Annotated in this window: 22 protein-coding genes; 10 read left to right on the plus strand and 12 right to left on the minus strand. The window is 65.3% G+C overall.

What is annotated here, in order from left to right:
• From VH499_RS25435 to VH499_RS25445, 3 genes are all read left to right on the plus strand, one after another.
• Positions 1 to 1,098 (plus strand): chemotaxis protein CheB (locus tag VH499_RS25435; RefSeq protein WP_332055577.1); only part of this gene is annotated, 1,098 nt, incomplete at its 5' end.
• The gene (locus VH499_RS25440) at positions 1,079 to 4,654 is read left to right on the plus strand and encodes a CheR family methyltransferase (protein WP_332055578.1); all 3,576 of its coding nucleotides are present in this window, start codon (positions 1,079 to 1,081) and stop codon (positions 4,652 to 4,654) included. The genes VH499_RS25435 and VH499_RS25440, both read left to right, overlap by 20 nt.
• An 11-nt stretch (positions 4,655 to 4,665) precedes the next feature.
• Positions 4,666 to 5,055 (plus strand): response regulator, encoded by a 390-nt coding sequence (locus tag VH499_RS25445; protein ID WP_332055579.1) that lies wholly within the window; start codon positions 4,666 to 4,668, stop codon positions 5,053 to 5,055.
• On the opposite strand, the gene VH499_RS25450 is transcribed toward VH499_RS25445, so the two are convergent.
• The 3 genes from VH499_RS25450 to VH499_RS25460 all read right to left on the minus strand — a co-directional run bounded on the left by VH499_RS25450 (position 5,052) and on the right by VH499_RS25460 (position 9,457).
• Entirely contained in the window at positions 5,052 to 6,185 is a 1,134-nt protein-coding gene (locus VH499_RS25450) for a response regulator (RefSeq protein ID WP_332055580.1), read from the minus strand. The genes VH499_RS25445 and VH499_RS25450 overlap by 4 nt on opposite strands.
• A 581-nt stretch (positions 6,186 to 6,766) precedes the next feature.
• Positions 6,767 to 8,374, minus strand: a complete 1,608-nt coding sequence (locus VH499_RS25455; RefSeq protein WP_332055581.1) for a DHA2 family efflux MFS transporter permease subunit — start codon at positions 8,372 to 8,374, stop codon at positions 6,767 to 6,769.
• On the minus strand, positions 8,375 to 9,457 hold the full coding sequence (locus VH499_RS25460) for an HlyD family secretion protein (RefSeq protein WP_332055582.1): 1,083 nt from the start codon (positions 9,455 to 9,457) through the stop codon (positions 8,375 to 8,377).
• Positions 9,458 to 9,622: 165 nt separating this feature from the next.
• Here VH499_RS25460 and VH499_RS25465 point away from each other — a divergent pair, with 165 nt between their 5' ends.
• Positions 9,623 to 10,582 (plus strand): D-2-hydroxyacid dehydrogenase, encoded by a 960-nt coding sequence (locus tag VH499_RS25465; protein WP_332055583.1) that lies wholly within the window; start codon positions 9,623 to 9,625, stop codon positions 10,580 to 10,582.
• Position 10,583: 1 nt separating this feature from the next.
• A complete protein-coding gene (locus VH499_RS25470) occupies positions 10,584 to 11,492 on the plus strand; it encodes a polysaccharide deacetylase family protein (RefSeq protein ID WP_332055584.1) in 909 nt (302 codons plus the stop codon).
• Between the two features lie 16 nt (positions 11,493 to 11,508).
• On the opposite strand, the gene VH499_RS25475 is transcribed toward VH499_RS25470, so the two are convergent.
• The 5 genes from VH499_RS25475 to VH499_RS25495 form a co-directional block, all read right to left on the minus strand.
• Positions 11,509 to 11,715 (minus strand): DUF6496 domain-containing protein, encoded by a 207-nt coding sequence (locus VH499_RS25475; protein WP_332055585.1) that lies wholly within the window; start codon positions 11,713 to 11,715, stop codon positions 11,509 to 11,511.
• A gap of 11 nt (positions 11,716 to 11,726) precedes the next feature.
• Complete coding sequence (locus VH499_RS25480; protein ID WP_332055586.1) at positions 11,727 to 11,870, minus strand: hypothetical protein; 144 nt, start codon at positions 11,868 to 11,870, stop codon at positions 11,727 to 11,729.
• A gap of 89 nt (positions 11,871 to 11,959) precedes the next feature.
• The gene (locus VH499_RS25485; protein ID WP_332055587.1) at positions 11,960 to 14,074 is read right to left on the minus strand and encodes a hydantoinase/oxoprolinase family protein; all 2,115 of its coding nucleotides are present in this window, start codon (positions 14,072 to 14,074) and stop codon (positions 11,960 to 11,962) included.
• A gap of 8 nt (positions 14,075 to 14,082) precedes the next feature.
• Complete coding sequence (locus tag VH499_RS25490) at positions 14,083 to 14,916, minus strand: phytanoyl-CoA dioxygenase family protein (protein WP_332055588.1); 834 nt, start codon at positions 14,914 to 14,916, stop codon at positions 14,083 to 14,085.
• Between the two features lie 125 nt (positions 14,917 to 15,041).
• Positions 15,042 to 15,479, minus strand: a complete 438-nt coding sequence (locus VH499_RS25495; protein ID WP_332055589.1) for a PPC domain-containing DNA-binding protein — start codon at positions 15,477 to 15,479, stop codon at positions 15,042 to 15,044.
• Between the two features lie 123 nt (positions 15,480 to 15,602).
• Here VH499_RS25495 and VH499_RS25500 point away from each other — a divergent pair, with 123 nt between their 5' ends.
• Positions 15,603 to 16,166: a hypothetical protein gene (locus VH499_RS25500; RefSeq protein ID WP_332055590.1), complete on the plus strand. Its 564-nt coding sequence runs from the start codon at positions 15,603 to 15,605 to the stop codon at positions 16,164 to 16,166.
• On the opposite strand, the gene VH499_RS25505 is transcribed toward VH499_RS25500, so the two are convergent.
• Complete coding sequence (locus VH499_RS25505; RefSeq protein ID WP_332055591.1) at positions 16,156 to 17,697, minus strand: amidohydrolase; 1,542 nt, start codon at positions 17,695 to 17,697, stop codon at positions 16,156 to 16,158. The genes VH499_RS25500 and VH499_RS25505 overlap by 11 nt on opposite strands.
• A 126-nt stretch (positions 17,698 to 17,823) precedes the next feature.
• The gene (locus tag VH499_RS25510) at positions 17,824 to 18,180 is read right to left on the minus strand and encodes a hypothetical protein (protein ID WP_332055592.1); all 357 of its coding nucleotides are present in this window, start codon (positions 18,178 to 18,180) and stop codon (positions 17,824 to 17,826) included.
• A gap of 207 nt (positions 18,181 to 18,387) precedes the next feature.
• Between VH499_RS25510 and VH499_RS25515 the strand changes: the two genes are divergently transcribed.
• Positions 18,388 to 18,735: a hypothetical protein gene (locus VH499_RS25515; protein ID WP_332055593.1), complete on the plus strand. Its 348-nt coding sequence runs from the start codon at positions 18,388 to 18,390 to the stop codon at positions 18,733 to 18,735.
• Between the two features lie 91 nt (positions 18,736 to 18,826).
• Here VH499_RS25515 and VH499_RS25520 read toward each other — a convergent pair whose 3' ends face one another.
• Positions 18,827 to 19,681, minus strand: coding sequence for a polysaccharide deacetylase (locus VH499_RS25520; RefSeq protein ID WP_332055594.1), 855 nt, complete (start codon positions 19,679 to 19,681; stop codon positions 18,827 to 18,829).
• Positions 19,682 to 19,757: 76 nt separating this feature from the next.
• Here VH499_RS25520 and VH499_RS25525 point away from each other — a divergent pair, with 76 nt between their 5' ends.
• A complete protein-coding gene (locus VH499_RS25525) occupies positions 19,758 to 20,486 on the plus strand; it encodes a glutathione S-transferase family protein (protein WP_332055595.1) in 729 nt (242 codons plus the stop codon).
• On the opposite strand, the gene VH499_RS25530 is transcribed toward VH499_RS25525, so the two are convergent.
• The gene (locus tag VH499_RS25530) at positions 20,473 to 21,429 is read right to left on the minus strand and encodes an isocitrate lyase/PEP mutase family protein (RefSeq protein WP_332055596.1); all 957 of its coding nucleotides are present in this window, start codon (positions 21,427 to 21,429) and stop codon (positions 20,473 to 20,475) included. The two genes, VH499_RS25525 and VH499_RS25530, sit on opposite strands and share 14 nt — an antisense overlap.
• 38 nt (positions 21,430 to 21,467) lie before the next feature.
• Here VH499_RS25530 and VH499_RS25535 point away from each other — a divergent pair, with 38 nt between their 5' ends.
• The gene (locus VH499_RS25535) at positions 21,468 to 22,718 is read left to right on the plus strand and encodes an acyl-CoA dehydrogenase family protein (RefSeq protein ID WP_332055597.1); all 1,251 of its coding nucleotides are present in this window, start codon (positions 21,468 to 21,470) and stop codon (positions 22,716 to 22,718) included.
• Positions 22,719 to 22,783: 65 nt separating this feature from the next.
• A partial coding sequence (locus VH499_RS25540; protein ID WP_332055598.1) for an amino acid ABC transporter substrate-binding protein occupies positions 22,784 to 23,921 on the plus strand: 1,138 nt, incomplete at its 3' end.

Raw genomic sequence — 23,921 nt, forward strand, 5'->3', positions numbered from 1 at the left:
GGCGACGGGTTGCCGCGCTCTCATGTCCCCCGACCGGAGGCGATATTGGCCGAGACCTCGCGCACTCGCGACATCGTCGTCATCGGCGGATCCGCCGGCGGCCTGGAAGCCTTGCAGTACGTGCTGGGGGGCCTGCCGCCGCACTTTCCGGCCGCGGTTTTCGTCACCCTGCACATCGGGCCGGTCAGCTATCTGCCCCAGATCCTTGGCCGGGCATGCGCCCTGCCTGTGCTGCCGGCGAGAAGCGGAGATCCGATCGACCGCGGCAAAGTGTACGTTGCCGTACCAGACGTTCACGTCTTGTTGCATGCCGACCACGTCCTGCTCAGGCGCGGACCGCGCGAGAATCTGACGCGGCCGGCGATCGACCCGCTTTTCCGCTCCGCTGCCGCGAGCCTGCGCGGTCGCGTGATCGGTGTCCTCCTCTCGGGTTCGCTGTCGGACGGCACGGCGGGCCTGCGCGCCATCAAGCGCTGTGGCGGCCTCGCGGTCGTACAGGAACCGGACGATGCCATCGTACCGCTCATGCCCGAGAGCGCCTTGCGTCACGTCGACGTCGACTATGTACGTCCTGCCGTCGATATTGCCGGACTGCTTGACCGCTTGGTCCGCGAGCCTGCGGGTCCCGACGTGGACGTGCCGACGGACATCCGGCTCGAAGCGGCTATTGCAGCTCAGGAGCTCGCCGACATGAAGGTCGATGACATGATCGGCACGCCGTCCCGGCTAACCTGCCCGGAGTGCGGCGGTGCCCTGTGGGAGATCGAGGACGGAAGCCTGCTGCGCTATCGCTGCCACGTCGGTCACGCCTTCGGCGCGGATGCCGTGCTCTCCGCGCAAGGAGAAGAGATTGAAAAGACATTGGAAAAGCTGCAGCGTGCGCATCAGGAACGCGCCGCGCTCGCCCGCAAGATGGCGGAGCGGCAGCGCATTGGAAGGCGGCACAACCTGGCAGAACAATTGGAGGCGCGGGCGCGCGGGTACGAGGAGGACGCAGCACTTGTCCAAGAGCTGATACGAACGGGATTTGGCGGCGCGGGCGACGCGACAAGGGAGGGGTCGGGAGATCCGGCGGCGAATGGCACGGTCGAAAGCTGATGCAGAGGACGGAGAGGAACGTTCATCCGCGACGGTAACACCGGTCGTCGGAATCGGAGCCTCGGCAGGCGGTCTGAGCGCTCTCGAGACCCTGCTGCCGGCGATCAAGCCCGACTCGGGACTGGCGTTCGTCATCGTGCAACATCTCGACCCGGATCACGAAAGTGCCCTGTCCACGCTGCTCGAGCGGCATACGACTCTTCCGGTCTCCGTGATCAAGGAGGATACGTCGGTCGAGGCCAACCACATCTATGTCATCCCGCCAAACGCCAGCCTCACCATCATCGATGACCGCCTTCATCTTTCACCGCCAGCCGAACAGCGCGGCATGCGCACGCCGATCGACGGGTTCTTCATTTCGCTCGCGGAAGCGCGGGGCGAGAAGGCGGCCGGCATCATCCTGAGTGGCGCGGGTAGCGACGGCACGCTCGGCCTTCGCGCCATCAAGGAGCACGACGGTCTCACCATCGCGCAGGAAGGCGCCGAGTATGACGGCATGATGCGCAGTGCCGTTCGAAGCGGCATGGTCGACTTCGTCCTGCCCCTGGCCGAAATCCCGCCCAAGCTCGCCGACTACTTCCAGCACCTCGACGGCCACAAGCTCCAGACAGAGAGCCAGGCGGCGGCGGAGGCGCTCAGCCGGATTTGCGCCCTCCTGCGCGCGCGGACCGGCCACGATTTCAGCGGTTACAAGGACAAGACCGTTGCCCGGCGCGTACAGCGCCGCATGCAGGTGCTGCAACTGGCGAACATGCAGGAATTCGTCGAGCGCCTGCGCAGGGAGCCGCATGAGGTCGATATCCTGTTGCAGGACCTCCTGATCGGGGTCACCAACTTCTTCCGCGATCCCCAGGCCTTCTCGGCCCTCGAGGAAAAGGTCATCCCGCGCCTGTTCGACGGCAAGGGCGCCGACGACGCCGTGCGCGTATGGGTGCCCGGCTGCTCGACGGGCGAAGAGGCCTACTCGATCGCGATCCTGTTGCGCGAGCACATGCCCAAAGGACAGGCCGCGCCGCGTCTTCAGATCTTCGCCAGCGACATCGACGAGCCGGCCCTCCAGGTCGCGCGCATCGGCCGCTATCCCGCGACCATCGCGAAGAACATCCCGCAGAAGCGTCTGGAGCGGTATTTCCTGCGCGAGGACGGCACTTACCGCATCTCGCCCGATCTGCGCGAGATCTGCCTGTTCTCGTCGCACAACCTGTTGCGCGACGCACCGTTCTCGAAGCTCGACCTGATCTCCTGCCGCAACCTGCTGATCTACCTGACGACGGAACTGCAGAACCGGCTGGTCCCTCTGTTTCACTACGCCTTGAACGAATCGGGGTATCTGTTCCTGGGCAGCTCGGAGAACCTGACCCGCCACACGCGGCTGTTTTCCATGGTCGACAAGCCGCACCGCATCTTCCGTCGCCGCATCCAGCTCGAGCGCCGGCTGCCGGAATTTCCCCTCACCGCGCCCGACAATGCCCGGCGCAAGACCGCATCGGCCCAACGCACTGCCGTCGAACAGGAACCATTGCGGTCATTGGCCGAACGTCAACTCCTCGACCGCTACTCGCCGGCTTACGTCATCATCAATGCCGAGGGCGACGTGCTGCACGGCTCAGGCCGCACCGGCAAATATCTCGAGTTGGCGGCGGGTGCTCCGAGGATCGACATCTTCAGCATGGCGCGCCAGGGCCTGCGCCCGGATTTGCGCGCCGGCGTGCACAAGGCCGTGAGCACGGGGCACGTGGCGATCCAGAAGAACGTCGTTGTCGGCACGAATGGCGGTCGCCAGACCATCGATCTCGTGATCCACCCACTCAGGATCTCGGGCGCACATGACGCGATCTACATGGTCGTGTTCCAGGACATCGGCGGCATCAAGACCAGTGAGGACACCGAGGCCTCGACCTCGGAGGAGGATGTCGAGAGCGCGAACCTTCGGCAGATGGAGCTCGAGCTGCGCACCACCAAGGAGCGGCTGCAGACGACCACCGAGGAGCTCGAATCGGCCAACGAGGAGCTTCGATCGGGCAACGAGGAGCTGTCCTCGATGAACGAGGAACTGCAGTCGGCCAACGAGGAGCTCGAGACCTCCAAGGAAGAGCTGCAGTCGATCAACGAGGAGCTGCAGACCGTCAATTCCGAGCTGCATGCCCGCGTCGAGGAGCTTTCGCGCGCCAACTCCGACATCGCCAACCTGCTGGAAAGCACGCAGATCGCGACGATCTTCCTCGATCGCAACCTCAACGTGAAGAGCTTCACGCCCGCCGCCAAGGATGTGTTCCATCTGGTCGAGAGCGACACCGGCCGGCCGATAGGCCATGTACGGGCGCGCTTCCAGGCCGACACGGTGCAGGAGGATGCCGAGCGCGTCCTGCGTACGCTCGCCACCATCGAGCGCCAGATCGAGGGCGCCAACAACGGCACACGCTACGTCATGCGCATGGTGCCCTATCGAACGGTTGACAACGTGATCGCGGGCGTCGTCCTCACCTTCGTCGATGTAACAAAGATGAGCGCCGCCGAAGCGCGCATCAGCGAGCTGACGCGCGACCTGCGTGACCGCATCCAAAGTCTCGAGACCCTGCTCGACATGGTCCCGGTCGGCATCCTGATCATCCAGGACAGCCGGCATCTCGACGAGATCCGGGTGAACCGGTATGGCGCCCAGCTCCTGGGCGAGGGGGTGAAGAACGAAGCGGGCGGCGGCCCGCGCCTGATGAGCGCGAACATGCGCCTGCTGCAGGGCGACCACGAACTTTCAGGCGACGAACATCCGTTGCAGCTCGCCGCGCGGACCGGTCGCAACGTCGCGAACTTCGAGGGCCAGCTCCTGCGTCGCGACGGTGGACGGCGTGACGTCATCATTACGTCGACGCCGCTGGTTGACGACGACGGCAAGGTCCGGGGCGGCATCGCGGCAATCGTCGACATTTCCGAGCGCAAGACCGCGGAGGCACGGCGGCAGGTGCTCCTCTACGAGCTGCAGCACCGGGTCAAGAACATCCTCTCCACCGTGAGCGCTCTTGCCAGCCGGACGCTTCCCACCGAGGGATCGTTGGTGCCGTACGCCGAGGCCTTTCAGGGCCGGTTGCGCAGCATGGCGGCGACCCACGAGCTACTGTCGCGGGGCAACTGGCATGGAGCGCCCTTGAGTGAGCTCATCGCGACGGCGCTCCGCTCCCATGTCGCCTTCGACAGGAGCAACGTCGCCATTCAGGGCCCGGACATCCTCATGACCCCGCCGGCCGCGGCGACGCTCGGCATGGTCTTCTACGAGCTCGCGACCAACGCGGTGAAATACGGCGCGCTGTCGGTCCCCGGAGGTCGCATGAGCGTGTCGTGGCAGATCGCCGGGCCGGCCAGCGCGAACCGGCTGGTGGTGACCTGGACCGAGTCGGGCGGAACGCCGGCATCCCACAGCGCAGCGCCAGGCTTCGGCACGACCTTCGTCAAGCGCAGCGTCGAATACGAGCTTCAGGGCAAAGCTGAAATGGAGCCGGCCGCCGACGGCCTGCGCTGGAGCCTGGAATTCCCGTTCGCCCAGAACGTCCAGCGTACGTAAAGGAGAGACCGGTGCCGCGGCCTGGAGACGAGCTTGCCGGTCTTAAAGTGCTGCTGATCGAGGACAATTTCCTCATTGCCGAGCATTTGCGCGGCGCGCTGGAGAATCACGGCTGCGCGGTGGTCGGCCCTGCGCCGCACGTGAAGCTCGGCCTGGCGCTGGTCGAGGCCGGCCTCGATGGCGCGATCCTCGACATCAATCTCAACGGCGAGTTCTGCTTTCCGATCGCGGAGGCGCTGGCCGGTCTGAACGTCCCGTTCCTGTTCCTGACCGGCTACGACGACAGGGCGATCATCCCGCCCGAGTTCCGGGCCGTGCCTTTTCTTTCCAAGCCGGTGGAAGAGGCACGGCTGGTCGCGGCGGTGGCCGCCTTCGGATCCACGCGGAACGGTCGATCCTAATCGTCCGCCGTGAAACGGAAATCGGCGACGGTCCAGCAATTCTCGCCGGCGGCGCGCGCCAGAGCGCCGAAGTTCAGGATTTCGATCAGGTTGCGCCTCGCCCGAATCAGCCCGCGCGACTCCAGCATATGCAGCGCCACCGTGACGCCGGAGCGGCGCACCGCAAGTACCCTGGACAGGCTGTCATGCGTCAGCGCCAGGCTTTTTGTCCCGAGCCGAATGGATGTCATGAGCAGCCTGCGCGCCAGCCGCTGCTCGATGGTGCCGTATCCGGTGGCCAGCGCGTTGCGCGCAAGCTGGCTGATGAATCTGTCTACCGATCGTAGCAGCTGAGCGTCGAATTCGGGGTCGAGGCCACGCAACTCGGCCAGCGCCGACACGGAAATGCGCCATGCGAAGCCCGGATGCTGGACGATCGCCTCGATCTCCCGACCGTCGCTCCGGCCGAGCAGGAACGCGATTCCGGTCAGCCCGTCACGACCAATCAGGCCTACCTCGATGCGCTTGCCTTGTGCTGAACAGGCGCGAATCGACACCAGGCCCGCGACTGGAAAATAGACATGATGGATCTCGCCTCCGGGCCTTTCCAGCATCTCCTGGGCGGCCATCGCCACCCGCTCCAGCCGGGGCAGGACAAGCCGCCAAGTGGCCAACGGCAGGCGGTCCAGAACGAGATTTCCCCGGTCGACGCTGGGAGTACGGCCGGCGGACGCCAGCGCTGTCAGGGCGGTCTCGAACTCGCGATCGTCAACCGGCTTGGACAATCGCGCCGCGCCCCGGAACTCCGGCGGAATGGCGTAGCCCTTGTCGTATCCGGTGAGGAAGACGAACGGAATGTCGCGTTTCCTCAATTGGTCGCAGATCGGGAAGCTCGCCGTGCCGCGCAGGTCGATGTCGACTACTGCTGCATCGACGTCGTTCTTGCGCAGGAATTCTACTCCCGTCTCCACGCGGCCGACGGCGCCGGCAACTTCGCATCCGTATCTTTTGACGAGATCGCCGACAGCCTCTGCCGTCAGATAGCTGTCTTCCACGATGAGGATCTTCGGCCGAGGCGAGTCGTGGGCGACCAGCATTTCCGACTCCCCCAAGAGAGCGTCGAACAGCCCACCTGCCGCCAGCGGCGGCAAGGGTGCATTGAAACCGTCGAGCTAACTCAACACTGCGCCGCCGCAACGGGCAATTCAAGAGCGCGACGGGAGACAACAAGAAATTGTTGCTCTTTAGATGCCGCGAGCGGTCGACACCACAGGATGTTGAATATGAGCGTCCACACACGCCAATCGGGGGCTACTCGAAGAGCCAAGCCGGCGGCCGCCGTGGTGGGGGAGAACGAGCGTCGCACGGCGGCCCCGGCGGCGCTGCGATTGGGGATGGCAGGCAGCGCCTGCCTCTAAACGTCGGAACCGCGAATCGGTGACGCCGAATTCCGTCTCCCATCGCAACTGTGCACAACCGCACACGCGCCGCCGCGTTCCGCTTGTCACGGATTTGTCAGGCTCAACATGGTCACTGGCCGCCGGCGGGTGGGACAACCATCTTGGAGCGGCTGCCGACTTTTCCCGTGCGCCCTAAAGTCTGCAGCCGCGCCGGCGATGCTTTTTCCGAGTGTCGCCGGCGCATCCTATACCGCTTCGCGTCGCGGATGCAGCCAGTTTACGTGCATATCTGGCCCGCCTGCCAAGGAGCGAGGCGAGATGCCGGGAAAGGCTCACGGCGCGGCGGCTCCGGCCCTCTTGTTCGGCTTCTGCATCAGAAGCACCAGTGGCAAGGCGGCGAACACCACCAGCATCAGGACGTGGAAGACGTCGATATAGGACAGCATCGCCGCCTGCTGGCCCAACGTGCGATAGAGCTGGGCAAGTGCCGCCTTGGCAGCCTCGGCCTGGGACAAACCCTGATTCATCAGCACGTGCGTCATGTGTTCGAGGCCCGACACGTAGTTCGGATTGAGCGGATTGAGAGACTCGGCATACTGCGACTGATGCACCTGGCTGCGCTGCGCCAGCAGCGTCTGCACCAGGGAGATTCCGAACGTGCCGCCGAGATTGCGCGAGACATTCAGCAGTGCCGAAGCCTGATTGTTCTCCCTCGGCCGCAGGCCGACATAGGCGGCGCTGGTGATGGGGATGAACAGGAACGGCAACCCGACCGACTGGATCAGCCGTGCCATGGCCGCATTCTCGAACGAGATCTGCGTATCGAGCGTGCTCATGTTCCAGAGCGCGAGGCCCTGGACGGCAAGCGCAAAGCCGATGAGGTAACGCGGATCGAGCTTGCCCGTGAGATAGCCGCAGACCGGCATCACGACCAGCGTGGCGATGCCACCCATGGTCAGCGCCAAGCCGGCGTCGGTCGCAGTATAGCCCAACACCTCCTGAAGGAGCTGCGGGATGAACTGCGTCGTGCCGAAGATGATGACACCCATCACCAGCATGAAGACGTTGGCGATCATGAAGTTCCGCCGTCCGTAAAGCTGGATGCGGACGATGGGATCCGGGCGCGTCAGCTCCCAGGGGATGAAGATCATCAGGGAAAGCGCGCTGATCGTTGCGACCGCCGTGATCATGGAGCTCGAGAACCAGTCGTCGCGTTGACCGCGATCCAGCGTCACTTCGAGGCATCCCAGGAAGAGTGCGACAAGGACAAAGCCCTGCCAATCGATGCGCAGGCCCTTGTCCAGCAAGGCCCGACGCGCTTTTACCAGCGCCGGCGGCTCGTGAACGAACAGGCTGACCAGGACCAGCGACAGAACGCCAAACGGCAGGTTGATCAGGAAGACCCAGCGCCAGGACCAGTTGTCTGTGATCCAGCCGCCGAGCGATGGCCCGAGGATCGGACCCACGATCACGACGACGCCGTAGGCCGCGAAGGCCGCGCCGCGTTTCTCCGGAGGGAACGTGTCCACCATCATCGACTGTTCGACCGCCGCGAGCCCGCCGCCGCCGATCCCCTGCACGACTCGGGCGATGACCAGGAGTCCCAGGTTCGGTGCCATGCCGCACAGCAGCGAGGCCAGCGTGAACAGCGCCACCGAGATCATGTAGTAGCGCTTGCGGCCCAGCACGTCGGCCAGCCAGCCGCTCACCGGGACGATGACGGCATTGGCCACCAGGAAGCTGGTGATGACCCAGGTCGCTTCGTCGTAGCTCGCCGCCATGCCGCCGGCGATATGGGCCAGCGCCACGTTGGCGATCGAGGTATCGAGGACCACCATGAAGGTGGCGATCGAGATGACGGCGATGATGGTCCAGGGATTGCGGCTTCCCGCAACAGAGCGTTCCGCAGTCCAGCCGCCGTGCGCAGACGCGCGTTCCATTCAGCGCACCTTGACGGTCGGCACCACGCTCATGCCGGGGCCGATCGGGCAGTCCTTGGGAACACTGTCCAGGACGATCTTCACCGGAACGCGTTGAACCACCTTCACGTAGTTGCCGGTCGCGTTCTCGGGTGGAAGGATGGCGAAAGCCTGGCCTGCACCGCGCTGAATCGAATCGACATGGCCGCGGAGCTCCTCCTTCGGGCAGGCATCGACCTCGATGGTGACCGGCTGACCGGGACGCATCAGGGTTAGCTGCGTTTCCTTGAAGTTCGCCGTTACCCAGAGCTCGAGCGGAACGATCGCCATCAGCTCCTGTCCGGGCGAGACGTAGTTGCCAACGGCGACGCTGCGCTGCGCCACATGACCGTCGACCGGCGAAACGATGTGCGTATAACCGAGATCGAGCCGGGCGGCAGCGACCTGAGCCTTGGCGACTTCGATCTGCGCGCTGCCGCTGGCGATCTGCGCATGAGCGGCGGCGAGTTGCGCTTTGGTATTGCGCGCGGTCGTACTCGCCTGGTCGAGCTGCTGCTGCGATACCGCCTGCGGTGCGGTCGTCTGCAGGGAACGGTAGCGCGCGAGATCCTGTGCGGCGTTCTCGGCCTGCGCCTCGACCCCCTTCTCCGTCGCCAGGCTCTGCTGGTACTGCGTCTCCGCCTGTGCCTGCTGGGCCCTCGCCTGATCGAGCTTGGCCTGGGCCTCGGCCGGATCGATCTCGACCAGCGGCTGCCCCTTATGCACCTGCTCGTTGTCGCGCACGTAGATCTTGATCACCTGTCCCGCGATCTGCGGAGACAGATGCACGATATGTGTGTCGACGAAGGCGTCGTCGGTGCTCTCGTAATGGCGCGCGTGCAGCCACCAGAGCAAGGCGGCGACGACGATGGCGACGACGGCAATTGCGGCCGCGATCCTGAACGAGCGACTGCGGAAGAACGCGGCGCGCCGCGCCGCAGCTTCGCGTTCCTCGTCCTCCGCGGCGCCCTCCTCGTTCTTGTTGTCGTCGCGCCATTCTTGGCTGGATGTCCCCCGATCGTCCTTCTCGCGCGCGGGCGCGCGCCTGCCTTCGTCGGGTGCCATGGCCAAATTCCGCTGATACTCGGGACACAACGCGCTCGCTATTTCGCGGTTCCGGTCATGGGAGCCGGCATGCGGTCGCGGTCGCAGTGCGAGAAAGCCCTTTTGTGATAGCGTGCGGCCGTCGATGCATTTCGATCGCCAACGGACATACGAGGAGCCACGACCTTGGCCACCCGCACCGCGGTCCTTCTCTGGACTGATTCTCCCGCTGCCTATCTCGACGCCGTCGCCGAAGCCGGTCTCGTCGATCGAGTGAATATCGAAACACTGCCTCGCAAGGAGAGGCCTTCCGCCGATCAGCTGGCCGGGACGGAGGCCCTGATGGCGGCCGTCGTTCCGCCCGGACTGCTCCCGAAGATGCCCAAGCTGCGCTGGGCACAGGCGATGACCGCCGGCGTCGAGGGCTGGCTGGCCCTGCCCGACCTGCCGGCGAAACTCATGCTCACCTGCGCCCGCGGCACGCACCGCGAGTCGATGCCGGAGAATATCCTGGGCGCGCTGTTGTACGTCGCCAAACCCTACGCCAGCGCGGTCGAGAATCAGAGGCGCGGCCAGTGGGTCCACACCGTCGCGCAGCCGCTGACCGGCAAGACGCTCGGCATCCTCGGCCTCGGCGCGGTCGGACAGGAAGTAGCGCGCCTCGCCTTCGCGCTCGGCATGCGCGTGATCGGCACCCGCCGGCGCCCTGCGCCGGTGCCGCATGTCGCGGAGGTGATGGCGGCCGAGCGCACGTCCGAGGTGCTGGCCCAATCCGACTTCCTGTTGCTGCTGCTGCCCGCCACCTCCGAAACCGACAAGTTCATCGATGCCGAGCGGCTCGCCGCCATGAAGCCCACGGCGTGGCTGATGAATTTCGGCCGTGGCCATCTGATCAATGACGACGATCTGATCGCAGCGGTGAAGGCAAGGACGATCGCCGGCGCGATCCTCGATGTGTTCCGTCAGGAGCCGCTGCCGGCCGACCATCCCTTCTGGAAGACCGAGGGGATCATCGTGCTGCCCCATATCGGCGGTCCGCATCCCCAGCGGGATCGGATCGTCGCCCGCCTGTTCGTCGACAACCTCGGCCGATTCCTGCGACAGGAGCCGCTGCGCGAAGTCGTCGACCGCAACGCAGGATACTGAAATGCTGCGCCTTCCCCATCACGACCGATACGCCTATTCGCCGATCGTCGACCGGCCCGACTATTCGTGGCCGGGCGGCAAGCGGCTCGCCTTCTATCTCGGCCTCAACATCGAGCACTTCGCCTTCGGCGCCGGCGACGGCCATTTGCTCACGGTTGCCGGCACGCCGCCGGACCCGCGGACCTTCGCGTGGCGCGACTACGGCAATCGCGTCGGCGTCTGGCGATGCCTGGAGCTGTTCGACGAGCTCAACCTGCCAGCGGCGCACCTCATCAACACATCGGTCTTCGACTATGCACCACGGATCGTCGATGCGTTGAAGGCGCGTGGCGACGAGTTCATCGGCCACGGCCGGACCAACGCCGAACGTCATGGGCACATGTGGGAGGAGGACGAGCGGCGCTTCCTGGAGGAGATACGCGACGCCATCGAGAAGGCTTCCGGCAAGCGTCCGCGCGGCTGGATGGCGCCATGGATGGCTTCGACGCACCATACCGCCGACCTCTTGAAGGAGACAGGGTTCGACTTTCTGATGGACTGGCCCGCGGACGACCAACCGCTCTGGATGAGGACGCGCTTGGGGCCATTGATGAGCGTGCCTTACCCGCTCGAGATCAACGACAGCCCGCAGATCCTCGTGCGCCATCATTCGCCGGAGGAATTTCGCGACTTCATTGTCGGGCAGTTCGAGGAGCTTTTGCGCCAATCGACCGCGCAGCCCCTGGTGTGCGGCATCGCGCTGCACACCATGATCGTCGGCCAGCCCTACCGTCTGCGGCTGTTGCGCGAAGCGCTCCAGCACATCGTGAACCATCCGCACAAGGACAAGGTCTGGTTCACGCGCCCCTCCGACATCTACGACCATTGCGCGGCGTTGCCGAAAGGAACGATGGTCCCGCCACCCTCGTGACAACGGCGCGGGAACGTCAGAGCTTCTTCTTTCGGCTGGCGCTCTTGCGCTTGGGGACCTTCTTGCCCTTCTTGCGGGCTTCGGAAAGACCGATCGCAATGGCCTGCTTGCGGCTCTTCACCTTGCCGCCTTTGCCGCCCTTGCCGCGCTTGAGCGATCCCTTCTTGCGCCGGCTCATGGCGCGCTTAACGTCCTTGCCGGCGCTGCGTGAATATCGAGCCATGTTCACTCCCCTCAGCGCCAGAAAAGCGCCAGCAGAATGATGATCGGCAGCGGGATGCCGAGCAGCCAAAGCAGAATTCCACGACCAAAGCCCATGGCAGCCTCCTGGGTTGGGATTGCCGCGCCGGTGAGACAGGGAAGATGCTGGCGCGGCAACGTTGCGGCACCGCGAGGGCGCGCTCCTTCTATCCGCCATAACGTGCGCGGCGGCCCGACGTTGCACGGGCCGCGCATGGTGTGGGCCGTCAGCTCCGCAACCGCGGCATGGCGACGAACACCACGGTCGCATCTTGCGGCAGGCCTTCGAGTTCACCCCGCGCAATCGCTTGCGCCTGATCGAGCGTGACGCTGCCTGCGAGATCGACAATGTGGCGGCCCGCCACCAGAACCACCTCCGGCGCCACGACCCTGCCGTCGCCAAGGACGGTGCCCCGCCAAACCTGCTCGAGCATTGCTACCGCCCGATCGACCGAGGACGTCTCGATCCGGGCATCGCTACGCTGCAGGCGGATAACGCCCTCGAGGTCGACGAGGCGGACCGGGTGCCTGCCCGCGACCGTCGCCTGGATCACCCGCATGCCGTCGGTCGCCGCTGTCACATAGGTCTCGTCGACCGGCAGGGCGAACGAACGGGCCGCGATCGCCCTCGCTTCGTGCTCTCCGACGGCCATGCGCGCCGCGGACTCCATCTCGATGGCGCCGACAGCAGTGGCCCGGACGTGCTGGCTGTGAGGATCGATCTCGATTGTCACCTCGACATTTTGCGGCGTGGCGCCCATGCGCACGACGGCATCGAAGGCTTCCCGCCGTATCATCCTGAGATCGCCGGGCTGCGGATCCGGAATGATGCGCTCGACCATCTCGCGCACCAGCGCCAGCGCGACCCCGATCGACGAGATCACCTCGGCATCCTTCGATATCAGGTGGCGAAGTCCCAGCCGCTCGGCCACGAACGGGATCAGCGCGCCCGCGCCGCCGCCCTCGCCGATCAGGACAGCCTGATCGCGATCGAGGCCGTATTCGGCGATGAGTTGCTCGATGATCGGCGTGATCTTGTCGCCGGCGCACTCCAGAATCCGGCGCGCTGCCTCTTCTGCCGAGCAGCCAAGGACACTGGCGAGTGGCGCCATCGCGGCGCGAGCCGCGTCCGGATTGCCGTACGCATGCAGGCCGGGCTTCGCGTAGCCCAGAATATTGGCGGCACATGTCGGGGTGAGTGCATAGAGCTCGCCGTCCCGCCCGCGGATAGCGCAATAGTCGTCGGGATCGCCGCTCCGCGGCGGGATGAAGGTAATTCCCGCTCCGTCGAAGACATCGGCCTCGGCGAACGCTGCATATCGCCGGCCGGCGATATGGGCGCTGCGCGGTCCGATGTCGGCCAGCCTGGTCTCCTGCACGCGGACCATGCTGCCGCCGCCGACGCCGATCACGCGTACGTCGAGCGAATTCAGGTGCGTCTCGTGCCCGCCGAGCCGCGCGTATTTCACGGTCGGGCGGCCGTTGCGGATGACGCCGATATTGGTGCTCGTGCCGCCGACCTCGAAATAGAGTCCGTCGGATACCCGCAGATGCATCAGCGCTCCCGCGACGCTGGCCGCAGGTCCCGACAGCATCGTCATGGCTGGCCGGCGACGCATCTCGCGGATGTCCATGACCCCGCCATCGCCGCGCATGATCATCAAGGGAGCCGCGATGCCAGCCTCGCGCACGCTTGCCTCGGTCATGGCGGCGGTGTCGATCATCCTGGGCAGGATGCTGGCGTTGACGACCGCGGTTCGGGTGCGCGCCGCCAGCCCGTAGAGCTTCGACATCTCGTGGCCGCAGGTCACGGGAAGGCCGAGCGAACCGGCGGCGCGACGCACCGTCTCTTCGCTGGCATTGTCGTCGACGGCGAAGGCGCTGGTGGCGACGACGACGCGCGCGCCTTCGTCCCGCAGCTCCTCGACTGCTTCCAGGGCTGCCTCGTCGGTAAGCGCTTCCGTCGTGATGAAGCGATGGCCTGGTCTCAGGAAATGACCCGGCGCCAGCTCGATTTCGTCGATCCGGCTCTGCTCGCGCGCCAGGCCGGCGGCCGCACCGCCCGCCATGCCGATCACCCCGACCGGCGCCACATCGCCCTCGAGCAGCGCGTTGGTCGCCTGGGTGGTGCTGTGGGCAAGGAATATGACGTCCTTCGGATCGACGCCGGAGCGGTCGAGGACGGCATGGAAGGCCTCGACCACGCCCTTGGCGACGCCGCGCTCGTGCGCATGCGTGGTCGGCACGACATACCGCCCGACGACCTCAAGGGTCGCATTGTCGATCAGGACGGCCTTGGTGAAGGTGCCGCCGACATCGATGCCGATTCGATACGTCGTCAATGCGGCTGCTATGGGCGGAAGTGCGCCTCGCCGGTCCCGCGGTAAAGGATTTGGACCTGCCGACCGACGATGGCGGCATGCGCCGCCAGCGCATCCGGCGCGCAATCAGCCGTCGGTCGCGGCTCGTGCTCGAAATTGTTGTACAGGTCCCGGCCGCGCACGAGGGTCGCGCTGTCCTTCGTCCCCACCGCCTGCCTCACATGCGTCGGGATGTAGCGAATGGCGAAGCCGATCCGCCGATCAGTTGACTTGTTGGGCGCCGAGCCGTGCGCCAGCAGCACATGATGCAGGGACGCCTGGCCGGGTTCGATAACCACCGCGACCCCTTTCGAATCGTCGACCTTGACCGCGATCTCCTGTCCGCGGCTCAAGAGGTTGTCCTTGTCGAAGGTATCGCGGTGCTCGAGTTGCACGAGGTGGGAGCCCGGCATGAACTTCATGCAGCCGTTGACGAGGTTGGCGGGCGTGAAAGCTACCCACACGGTCATGACATCCGGCGAGCTCAATCCCCAGTAAGTTGCATCCTGGTGCCACGACACGAAGCCGGGATCGGACGGCTCCTTGATGAAGAAGCTCGTGCTCCAGCAAAGGAGGTCGGGACCGAGCACGTCCTCGACCGCGTCGACGATGCGCGGATGGCGGATCAGGTCGTTCAGCCATGTCAGATAGAGATGCGCCTTGTGCCGGCGGTCACCCTGGATCGGACCGCCTGACTGTGCCTCGTGGGCTTCAAGGCGATCCCTCAGCTCACGCGTCTCGGAGGCCGACAACACGTCGATCGGAAAGTGGTAGCCGTCGCGCTTGTATTTCGCGACTGCCTCTTCGGACAAAAACTTGGCCATCGGCGCAGTCCTGTTCTGTCGAATCCCGCGCCGCAATGCTCCGGCGAAGCCTGTGCCCGGTCAAGGCATTTGGTCGGAGATTTCAAGCCTCGATCACCATGCGAACTCCAGGTCGTCATCGTTCGCTAGAAGTCGATCAGCGCGAGACCGAGTTCCGGCCGCTTCTTGCGCCGCAGATGAGCTGGCGTCTCGACGATCGTCACTTCGAGCGTCGGCCGCACGATCCCCTGCATGAAGTGGCCGCCCCTGACCGAACCGTCGTGCAGACCGAGAACCGCGTGCATGTGCAAACTGGGCTTGCCGTCATCCCCCACGGCGATATCACCCAGGAGACTGAGGCCTTCGCATTGTTCGCCGACGACGATCCTTCGATACTCCTTCTTTTGGAGATCGAACCAGCCGACGGTCGCCCGTTCGAACGCGCCAAGCGCGGTGAGCGAGGCGGCTTTCAGGACAGCGCGGGTTGCGAAGTCTGTGATTTCGCCGAACGCCTCGTCGCCCGCGTCGAGCACGAGGACGAAGGTCCGCCCACCGGCGCTTTCCCATACGAGCTTCGACTTCATGAACCGCTCCGCACAAGACCTGACCGGATGAGCAACGGCTGAAACCGGTCGTCGTTGCCGAAGGTTCGATTTGCGGCCCTTTACAAGATGCGCAACGAGAGTGATCTTTGCGTGTTGCCTTGCATGAACAACGCAAACCGCTACACGCTGGTTCTCGCCGTCCTTTCGCTGCTGGGCTGCGCCACCGAAAGCGGCGTCGGAGGCACGGATTTTGCGCCGCAGTACGACTATGGCGAATTCTACGCCGTCACCAACAACAAGACCTTCCGGATTGTGATTTCGGGCAATCCGTTTCCGAACATGCCCCAAGACGAGATGGAACGCCGCCTGCTGCCGGTCATGCAGGCCAACAAGCCGCAGCCGAATCTGACATTCACCTATGCCAGACCCGCCGAACTGCCGCGCCCGGACTATCGGCTCGAGCTCGTCTTCGACCCCGCCAACGATCTCACCGCCGCGCGCGTTTGCGCCAACCAGATTCGCCACAAGGCCCCGGCTGCTCGCCCCTTCTATGTGTTCGCCGTCTATTGCCGCAACGATCTCGCACTGTCCCAAAGCACCGCATGGACTCCGGCCACAGGGCCAGAGGATCCGCGCGTCGGACAGCTCTTCTCCCAGCTCTTCATGGTGCTGTTCGACCCGTTCCGACGTCCGCGACCACATCCCTTTCCATTCATCAGGTTCTAGCCCCGGGGCGATGCTCGCCGATATGGCAATGATGGCCGCCGGCAAAGCGGTCGATATGGAGCGGCTCCTTCGCAAGGCCCGGACAGAACGTCCCGACGATCTTCTCGAGCTTGTCATAGAGCGCACGGGCCGACCGGTTGGCCGCTTCCAGACGAGCCCGCGCCTTCTCGGCCTTGCGCGCGAGTTCGGCCAGATCGACGGTCAGGAGCTTGCGGTTTTCCACCACCATGCGTCCGCCGATCATCACCGAATGAACTGCGGTGCCATCCTCGGTGTGCACGATCTGGTTGGTGGGATCGTTGCACGGAATCCAGTTCACGTGGCCGAGATCGAGGAAAACGATGTCGGCCTTGTAGCCCTTCTCGAGCCGGCCAATCCTGTCGCCCAGCCCCAGCGCGCCGGCACTGCCGACGGTCGCGGCGTCGAAGACCTCCTCGGTCGAGATCCACCGCTGCCAGTCGGGACCTTGCGCCTTGGAGACCATCGAGGCCAGCCGCATGTTCTCGTACATGTTCTGGTTGTCCGAGCAGGACGCACCGTCGGTGCCGATGCCGACATTGATCCCGGCCTCCAGCATGGCGCGCATGTCGGCGATGCCGTTGCCGAGCCGCATATTGCTGCCGGGATTGTGCGAGACCGACGCTCCCCTGTCGCCGAGCAGCCTCATGTCGTCGCCATCGAGCCAGACGCCGTGCGCCACCGTGAAGCTGGGCCCGACAAGGCCAAGCCGGTCCAGGTAGGCAGTGAGCGTCGAGCCATAGAGCTTGTAGCCCGCGATCACCTGCACCTTCGATTCGGCGACGTGGGTATGCAGACCCGTGTCATAGTCCCTCGAGAGCCTGAGGCAGGCGAGCAGGAATTCCCGCGAGCAATGATGCGGAATAGTCGGGGCGACCGCGAGCTGAACGTCCTTTCCGGCCAGCTTCCAGCCGTGCATGGCCTTCCTCATGCGAGCGACACTGCCCTTGTAGGGAGCGAGCGCGAAGCGCTCGACGTCCTTGCGCAGGCCGGCCGGCAGACGCTCCATCAAGCCCGGCAGGGCCTCGAAGAAGCTCAGGTCCGCGACCATCGGCGCCAGCACCGCGCGCATCCCGACGTCGGCGTAGGCCTGGCCGACCGCCGCCAGTCCCTCGACCGACGGCATCGGAAACTCTCCCGTCAGATCGTAGGCTGCGGTGCAGCCTTTCAGAACCATCTCGGATGCGCCGATCAGGCTTGACAGATATTTGTCCTCGAGCGTGCGCTGACCGCTCATCCACGAGCCGGCGGTCAAGAGGAGCTCGAGCGTGACGCGATCGACCATCCCCTTGGCGAGATTGCCGTGGCTGTGGGTATGGCCATTGATCAAACCGGGATGCAGCAAACGGCCGCGCGCATCGATGACCGTCGCCGTCGGGGGCGCAGCCATGCCCGGCCGGCCGATTTCGGCGATGGTGTCACCCTCGATCAGCATGTCCCTCTTCGGCGCGGCGTGGGCGCGACTGTCGAGCAGGCGTCCGCCCCGGATGATGGCGACTGTCGGCTTGGCCATGCCTCCCCCCAACCTGTATCCCCGCACCATTGCTTCGTGCGCGACTTCAGGCAAGGACGGGCGCGCAAACCGGACAAGCAAGGGCCCGCCGGCGAGACGCCGGCGGGCCTGCAAACGGTCCGATACCTACTGGACCATCACCTGGCCCGACGGCTCGAGAACGACGGCCACCTCGACGCCATTCTTGACGGCGCGGCCTCTCCAGGTGCCGTCGGTGTGATGGCTGAGGCCCTTCACGTTGCTGAAGCCGGCCGCTTCGATTTGCGACCGTGCGCCAGCCATGCCCGCGGTCTGGTTCTGTGAATCGAGCGCGCCCGAACTTGGCGTGCCCGTCGTTGACGGCGGCAATGCGCCGCTGCCGGTTCCCGAATAGGACGTCCCCGGCGGGGGATTGGTGGCGCCCGGCTTCATCGGGGCGTTCTGTGCATAGGCTGCCCCGGAAAGGCCCAAAATGGCGGCGGCAGCGATCAGGGTCGTTTTCATGGATGATCTCCTCTCTCGGTTGGGCGGCACGTCTTCGTGGGCAATGTTTGCCGTCGGCCCGAGGTTGCGAACGGGCTCGGGGTCGGCTTGGCAGAGAATTTATGTCGGGGCGGCAACCTTTTCGCCCAGCGTTGTGCCAAATGCCTTGGCTGCAACCCTTCCGCCGAGGCGCTCGTTCGCTTGAACATATCTTGCGCAGGAGAAGACATGGCGACGAGGAGGCCACCGCGCGACAAGGGCGCGTCGGCCGGTCGCTACAGCGGAAGCGACCAGCAGGACATCCCCGACTATGGCCACGCGGACCACAAGCAAGGTCGTGCCGGCAGGGAGCATCCCGAACAGGCGCGCCGACCCTGGCGGGGCCGGCCACACGATCGCGAGGGCCAATACGGTTATCGTCGCGATGCAGGTGCACACGGCCAGAAGGTCGACGGCGACGCATCGCCGAAGCCGCAAGGAGAGAACGAGAACGACCGAGCGGCGAGCGCGTCCCAGCAAGGGGACGCCGATCGTTGGGCGGCCGTGAGGCCAGTGTGGAAGGGACGGCCGAGATGAATGAGCTCGCCCCCGGCGAACATCGCCGCGTCATCTCGGCGAATGGTCGCAGGTGTAACGCGCCTCGCCGACCGCGGCGGACCGCAGCCGCCTATTCGGCCGCTTTCGATGCCTCGTGGCGTACCAGCCACTCCTTCATGGCCCCTTCCATGGTCATGAAGACGGCGCCGCCGGCGACCAGCGCCTTGACCAGTCGCTCCAGCATCATCATGCGATGCCCGCGACCGATGACGTGCGGGTGGAACGTGTAGGTGAGGATGCCGAACTCCGGGCACATTTCGGTCATGTAGGTGAAGTCGTCGACGAAATTCTCCAGCACGCCGCCGGCGTTCATCAGGCCGGCCTGGATGGAGCCGTTCGGGTTGCGCATGTATTCGAAGTGCGGGAAGTCGTCGAGCGACCAGCTGATTGGCATCTCGACCAGCCGCGTCTCGCGGCCGCGCACGAACGGCTTCTTCAGCTCGACAACATCGCCTTGGCGCGCATAGTAGCAATTGTAGTCGTGGCCCATCAACGAGCTGTCGTACTGAATGCCGTGCTTCAGCAGGAGCTCGATGGAATGAGGCGAGAGGTCCCAGGCCGGTGATCTGTATCCGCGCGCAATCCTGCCGCTTGCGCGCTTGATCGACTCGTTGCCGCGCGCGATTTCCTCTTCTTCCTCTTCGCGTGACAGCGCCACTGGCAAGCGATGCGTCCACCCGTGATGGGCAAGCTCGTGACCGGCCTCGACATACGGCATCACCGCGTGAGGCGAGCTGTCGATGGTATGGCCTGGCGTGAAGAACGTTGCCTTGATGTCGTACTTGGCCAGCAACGCCACCAGTCTCGGGATGACCACGATGTCATATTCGCCACGCGACACCGCCGTCGGCGTCGTCAGACCGCGGGCAATGAAACCAGACAGGTGGTCGTGGTCGAATGTCAGACAGACAATGTGACGGGCCATGAGGACGCTCCCTCGAAGTCGTGTAAACATATCCGCCTTGCGATGACCGGTCATCCGTCGTCAGGGAGGTCTGCCCATGCTTGTGCTCCATCACGCCTGGCGTTCGAGTGCATCACGCCGCGTCCGCCTCTGCTTGGCCGAAAAGGGGCTGGCGTACGAAAGCCGCGTCGTCGACATGGAAAGAATGGAGCATCACTCGCCGGACTACCTGAAGATCAACCCCAACGGCGTGGTTCCGGCACTGATCCTGAATGACGGTCGACCGCTCCACGAGAGCGGCACGATCTGCGAGTATCTGGACGAGACCTATCCGGATCCGCCGTTGCGGCCGTCCGATCCTTACCAGAGGGCGGTCGTGCGCAACTGGATTCGTCATGTCGACGGGCTGATCGGCAATCTGATCGTCTTCAACTGGGTGCACTCGCTGGCAAAGGTGGCTGCCCGTTGGTCGGACGAAGAACTGGCGGAAAGGCTCAAGAAGGTACCGAGCAAGGAACGGCAGGAAGCCTGGTACCGCGCCGCGCGCAAGCCCTACACCGAAGAGGAGCGCACCGAGGCCCGCCGCAAGCTCGTGCTGCTTCTCGACAGGATGGAGGAGATGATCGGGCAAGGCCGATGGCTGGTGGGCGACAACTATTCGATCGCCGATATCGCCGTGGTCCCGTTCGTGAAGCGGATCGACGAGGAGATCGCGCCTGACGAGATGCAGCCCGCGCGCCATTCGCGTGTCGCGCTGTGGTGGGCCGCCATCCAGGCACGGCCGGCTTTCCGCGAAGCCCGGATTGGGCCGTTCACGACGCCTTGAGCAGAAACGGCTTCGCCCGGATGTCGTAGTCGGGATAGCCCAGAGTCGCGCGCAGTTCGGCCGGCGGCAAGGCAAGCTTGGTCTCTGATTCGCCCGCTGCGATGGCCGCCAGGCCTGCCTTCATGCCGGCCACCGCCGGGGAGAGCATGCCGGTCGGGAAGGTTCCGATCTTGAAGCCGAGTGCCGCCGCTTCCTTCTGCGAAGGCGTCGCCCGCGGCGCGCCCGGCGACAGTACGGCAAAGGAAGGCTTGCCCTTTGCCGCGGCGATGGCGCGCCCGACCTCGGCTTCGTCGGCCGGCGAATCGAGGAACAGGATATCGGCGCCCTCTTCCACATACATCTCGATGCGCGCCACCGCCTCGTCGATGCCCTGGGTCGGCCGGCAGTCGGTCCGGGCCAGCACCAGGATGCCGGACTCCTTCGCGGCGGCGACGGCAGCGCGGATCTTCATGCGCGCTTCCTCGCGCGGCAGGCAGGGCTTGCCCGCCGCTGTCAAGGCGCGCGGGGTGATCTTGTCCTCGATCAGCACCGCCGCCGCACCGGCGCGACCATAGGCAGCGACGGTCCGCTGCACGTTCATCGCATTGCCGTAGCCATGATCGCCGTCGGCCAGCACGAGGAGGTCTGGCGCGGCGCCATGGACCATGTTGAAGGAATCGAACATCTCGCCGAACGACACCAGGTCGAGATCGGGTCCGCCAAGGCGGCTCGCCGCCACGCAGGAGCCGGACAGGAAGGCGGTCTTGAAGCCCGCCCCCGCCGCGAGCCTGGCGGTCAGCCCGTCCCACACGGCGGGCATCGCGATCAGGCCCGGCTGGGCAAGTAAAGCACGCAGGCGATCGGGCGCATTCATGGCGATTTCCTTCGAGGCGAAATTGACGAGACGATAAGCCGTCACCACGCAGAACGCCAAGGACTTGACCGTTTCGGCCGCACTCCGCATCGTCCGTCAAAATCGAAACGTCCGGGAAGGCGACGCAGATGACAGGCAGGAGCGCGGCCAGATTGGATTGGACGCCGTCGGCGACACTGCCCAAAGAGCGCACCTCCTTTGCCGGAGTCAGCGACGAGGAGATGGTGGGCCGCGCTCGCGACCTCGCTCCCAAGATCGCGGCACGCGCCGACGCGTGCGAGAAGCTGCGTCGGATGCCGGACGAAACCGAGCGCGAGCTTCATGCTGCCGGCCTGTTCCGCATCGCTCAGCCTGCCCGTGTCGGCGGCGCCGAGCTCGATGTCGGCATCTTCGTCGATGTCTGTGCCGAGATCGCCCGCGTCTGTCCCTCGACCGCGTGGAACATCGGCAATCTGGCCAGCCATCACTGGATGCTGGGCTATTTCGCACCCGAGACCCAGGACGAGTTGTGGGGCGTCTCGACCGACGTCCTGATCGCCACCTCGCTGGTCTTTCCGGCCGGGCGCGGCCGCAAGGTCGACGGTGGCTACGAGGTCTCAGGACGCTGGCCGCTCTCGTCCGGAGTGGACAACTCCGACTGGAACTTGCTGGCCTTTATGGTGCGCGAGCGCGACGACGGCCCGCCGGTCGACCAGCGTCTGGCCCTCGTCCACCGCTCGCAATACGAGATCATCGACACCTGGCACGCCGCCGGGCTGTGCGGCACCGGCTCGAAGGATGTGGCGGTTAAAGGCCTGTTCGTGCCCGAACGCCGGACGATTACGGCCTGGGCCATGAACGGCAAGCCGCATCCGGGATCGGCGATCAACGACACGCCGCTCTTTCGCCTGCCCCTGCTGGCGCTCGGCCCCTATGTCCTTTCGGGAGTGATGCTGGGCTGCGCGCAGGGAGCTTACGAGACGACGGTGGGCGCGGCACGCAAGCGCAACGCGACGATGACCGGCCTGCCGGTCGCCGCCAGCCAGTCGATCCAGATCAAGGTGGCGGAAGCGGCGGCGCGCATCGATTCCGCCAAGCTGATCATGCGGAATGCTTGCAATCACGCGATGGTTGTGGCGCGCGCCGGCGCCGAGCCGGCGCACGATGACAAGGTCCGTTACCGTCGGGACGCTTTCTTCTCGGTACGCATGTGTCTTGAGGCGGTCGACATCCTGATGGGCATCGCGGGGTCCAGCGGCCTTTATCTCAGCAGCAACATGCAGCGTCTGTTTCGCGACGCGCACGCCGCCAATGCCCATGTGATGTTCTCGCCGGACGTGCAGGCCGGCATCTTCGGCCAGCATGCGCTCGGCCTCGTCGGCCCGCCGCCCCTGCTTTGACCAGCCGTTGTCATGCAAGCTTGGAGAAGGCTAGGATCGAGGGAACGATAACGGGAGGAAACGACATGCTGATCGAGCGTCGCAGATTTGGAAAGCTGGCGGCGGCTGGTGCCGCGGGCCTTGCCGCTCCGGCCATCGCGGAGAACAAGCCGCTCACGATCGGTTTCAGCATGAACCTGACCGGCCCGCTGGCGCCCAACGGCAAGGGAGCGCTGCTGGCGTCCCAGATCTGGGAAGAGGACATCAACGCCAAGGGCGGCCTGCTTGGACGCAAAGTGAAGCTGGTCTACTACGACGACCAGTCGAATCCCTCGACGGTGCCGGGCCTCTATACCAAGCTGCTCGATGTCGACAAGGTCGACATCGTCGGCAGCAGCTACGCTACCAACATCATCGCGCCCGCCATGCCGATCGTAATGCAGCACGAACGGACGTTCTTCGCGCTGTTCGGCCTCGCTGTGAATTCGGAGTTCCACTACAAGCGCTACTTCTCGATGGTGCCGACCGGCGGGCCGCGGCCAAAGGAGGTCTTCGCCGAGGGCTTCTTCGAGCTGGCGGCAGAGCAGAACCCCAAGCCGCAGACCGTGGCCATGTGCGGCGCCGATGCGGAGTTCCCGCGCAATGCCATGGACGGAGCGCGCGCTGTGATCAAGCGGATGGGGCTCAAGCTCGTCTACGACAAGACCTATCCGCCCAACACGGCCGACTACACGCCGGTGGTGCGGGCGATGGCAGCGACCAATCCCGACATCTTCCTCGCCTGCTCCTATCCGGCCGACACGGTCGGCCTGATCCGGGCGAGCCACGAAGTCGGCTTCAAGCCGAAGATCTACGGCGGCGGCATGGTCGGGCTGCAGGCGACAGCCATCAAGACGCAGCTCGGGCCGCTGCTCAACGGCATCGTGGTCTATGATTTCTGGCTGCCATGGGCGGGCTTCGCCTCCGACGAGGGCCGCGCCTTCCTGAAGAAGTACCAGGCCCAGGCGGCGGAGGCAGGCGTCGACCTGCTGGGCTACTACCTGCCGCCCTACGCCTACGCGCGCATGCAGGTGATCGAGCAGGCCGTCAAGGCGACCGGCGGCACCAACGACGACAAGCTCGCCGAGCACCTGCGCAAGACCACCTACAAGACGGTGGTCGGCGACGTCGCCTTCAACGACCAGGGCGAATGGGCGACGGCGCAGGTCATGGCGGTGCAGTTCC

Source organism: Reyranella sp. (assembly GCF_036558665.1).
In the GTDB taxonomy this organism is placed as follows: domain Bacteria; phylum Pseudomonadota; class Alphaproteobacteria; order Reyranellales; family Reyranellaceae; genus Reyranella.

Coding starts and splice junctions, on each gene's coding strand:
- VH499_RS25440 (WP_332055578.1), top strand. CDS start 1,079: ATGGCACGGTCGAAAGCTGATGCAGAGGACGGAGAGGAACGTTCATCC.
- VH499_RS25455 (WP_332055581.1), bottom strand. CDS start 8,374: ATGGAACGCGCGTCTGCGCACGGCGGCTGGACTGCGGAACGCTCTGTT.
- VH499_RS25460 (WP_332055582.1), bottom strand. CDS start 9,457: ATGGCACCCGACGAAGGCAGGCGCGCGCCCGCGCGCGAGAAGGACGAT.
- VH499_RS25470 (WP_332055584.1), top strand. CDS start 10,584: ATGCTGCGCCTTCCCCATCACGACCGATACGCCTATTCGCCGATCGTC.
- VH499_RS25475 (WP_332055585.1), bottom strand. CDS start 11,715: ATGGCTCGATATTCACGCAGCGCCGGCAAGGACGTTAAGCGCGCCATG.
- VH499_RS25490 (WP_332055588.1), bottom strand. CDS start 14,916: ATGGCCAAGTTTTTGTCCGAAGAGGCAGTCGCGAAATACAAGCGCGAC.
- VH499_RS25495 (WP_332055589.1), bottom strand. CDS start 15,479: ATGAAGTCGAAGCTCGTATGGGAAAGCGCCGGTGGGCGGACCTTCGTC.
- VH499_RS25500 (WP_332055590.1), top strand. CDS start 15,603: ATGAACAACGCAAACCGCTACACGCTGGTTCTCGCCGTCCTTTCGCTG.
- VH499_RS25505 (WP_332055591.1), bottom strand. CDS start 17,697: ATGGCCAAGCCGACAGTCGCCATCATCCGGGGCGGACGCCTGCTCGAC.
- VH499_RS25510 (WP_332055592.1), bottom strand. CDS start 18,180: ATGAAAACGACCCTGATCGCTGCCGCCGCCATTTTGGGCCTTTCCGGG.
- VH499_RS25515 (WP_332055593.1), top strand. CDS start 18,388: ATGGCGACGAGGAGGCCACCGCGCGACAAGGGCGCGTCGGCCGGTCGC.
- VH499_RS25520 (WP_332055594.1), bottom strand. CDS start 19,681: ATGGCCCGTCACATTGTCTGTCTGACATTCGACCACGACCACCTGTCT.
- VH499_RS25525 (WP_332055595.1), top strand. CDS start 19,758: ATGCTTGTGCTCCATCACGCCTGGCGTTCGAGTGCATCACGCCGCGTC.
- VH499_RS25530 (WP_332055596.1), bottom strand. CDS start 21,429: ATGCGGAGTGCGGCCGAAACGGTCAAGTCCTTGGCGTTCTGCGTGGTG.
- VH499_RS25535 (WP_332055597.1), top strand. CDS start 21,468: ATGACAGGCAGGAGCGCGGCCAGATTGGATTGGACGCCGTCGGCGACA.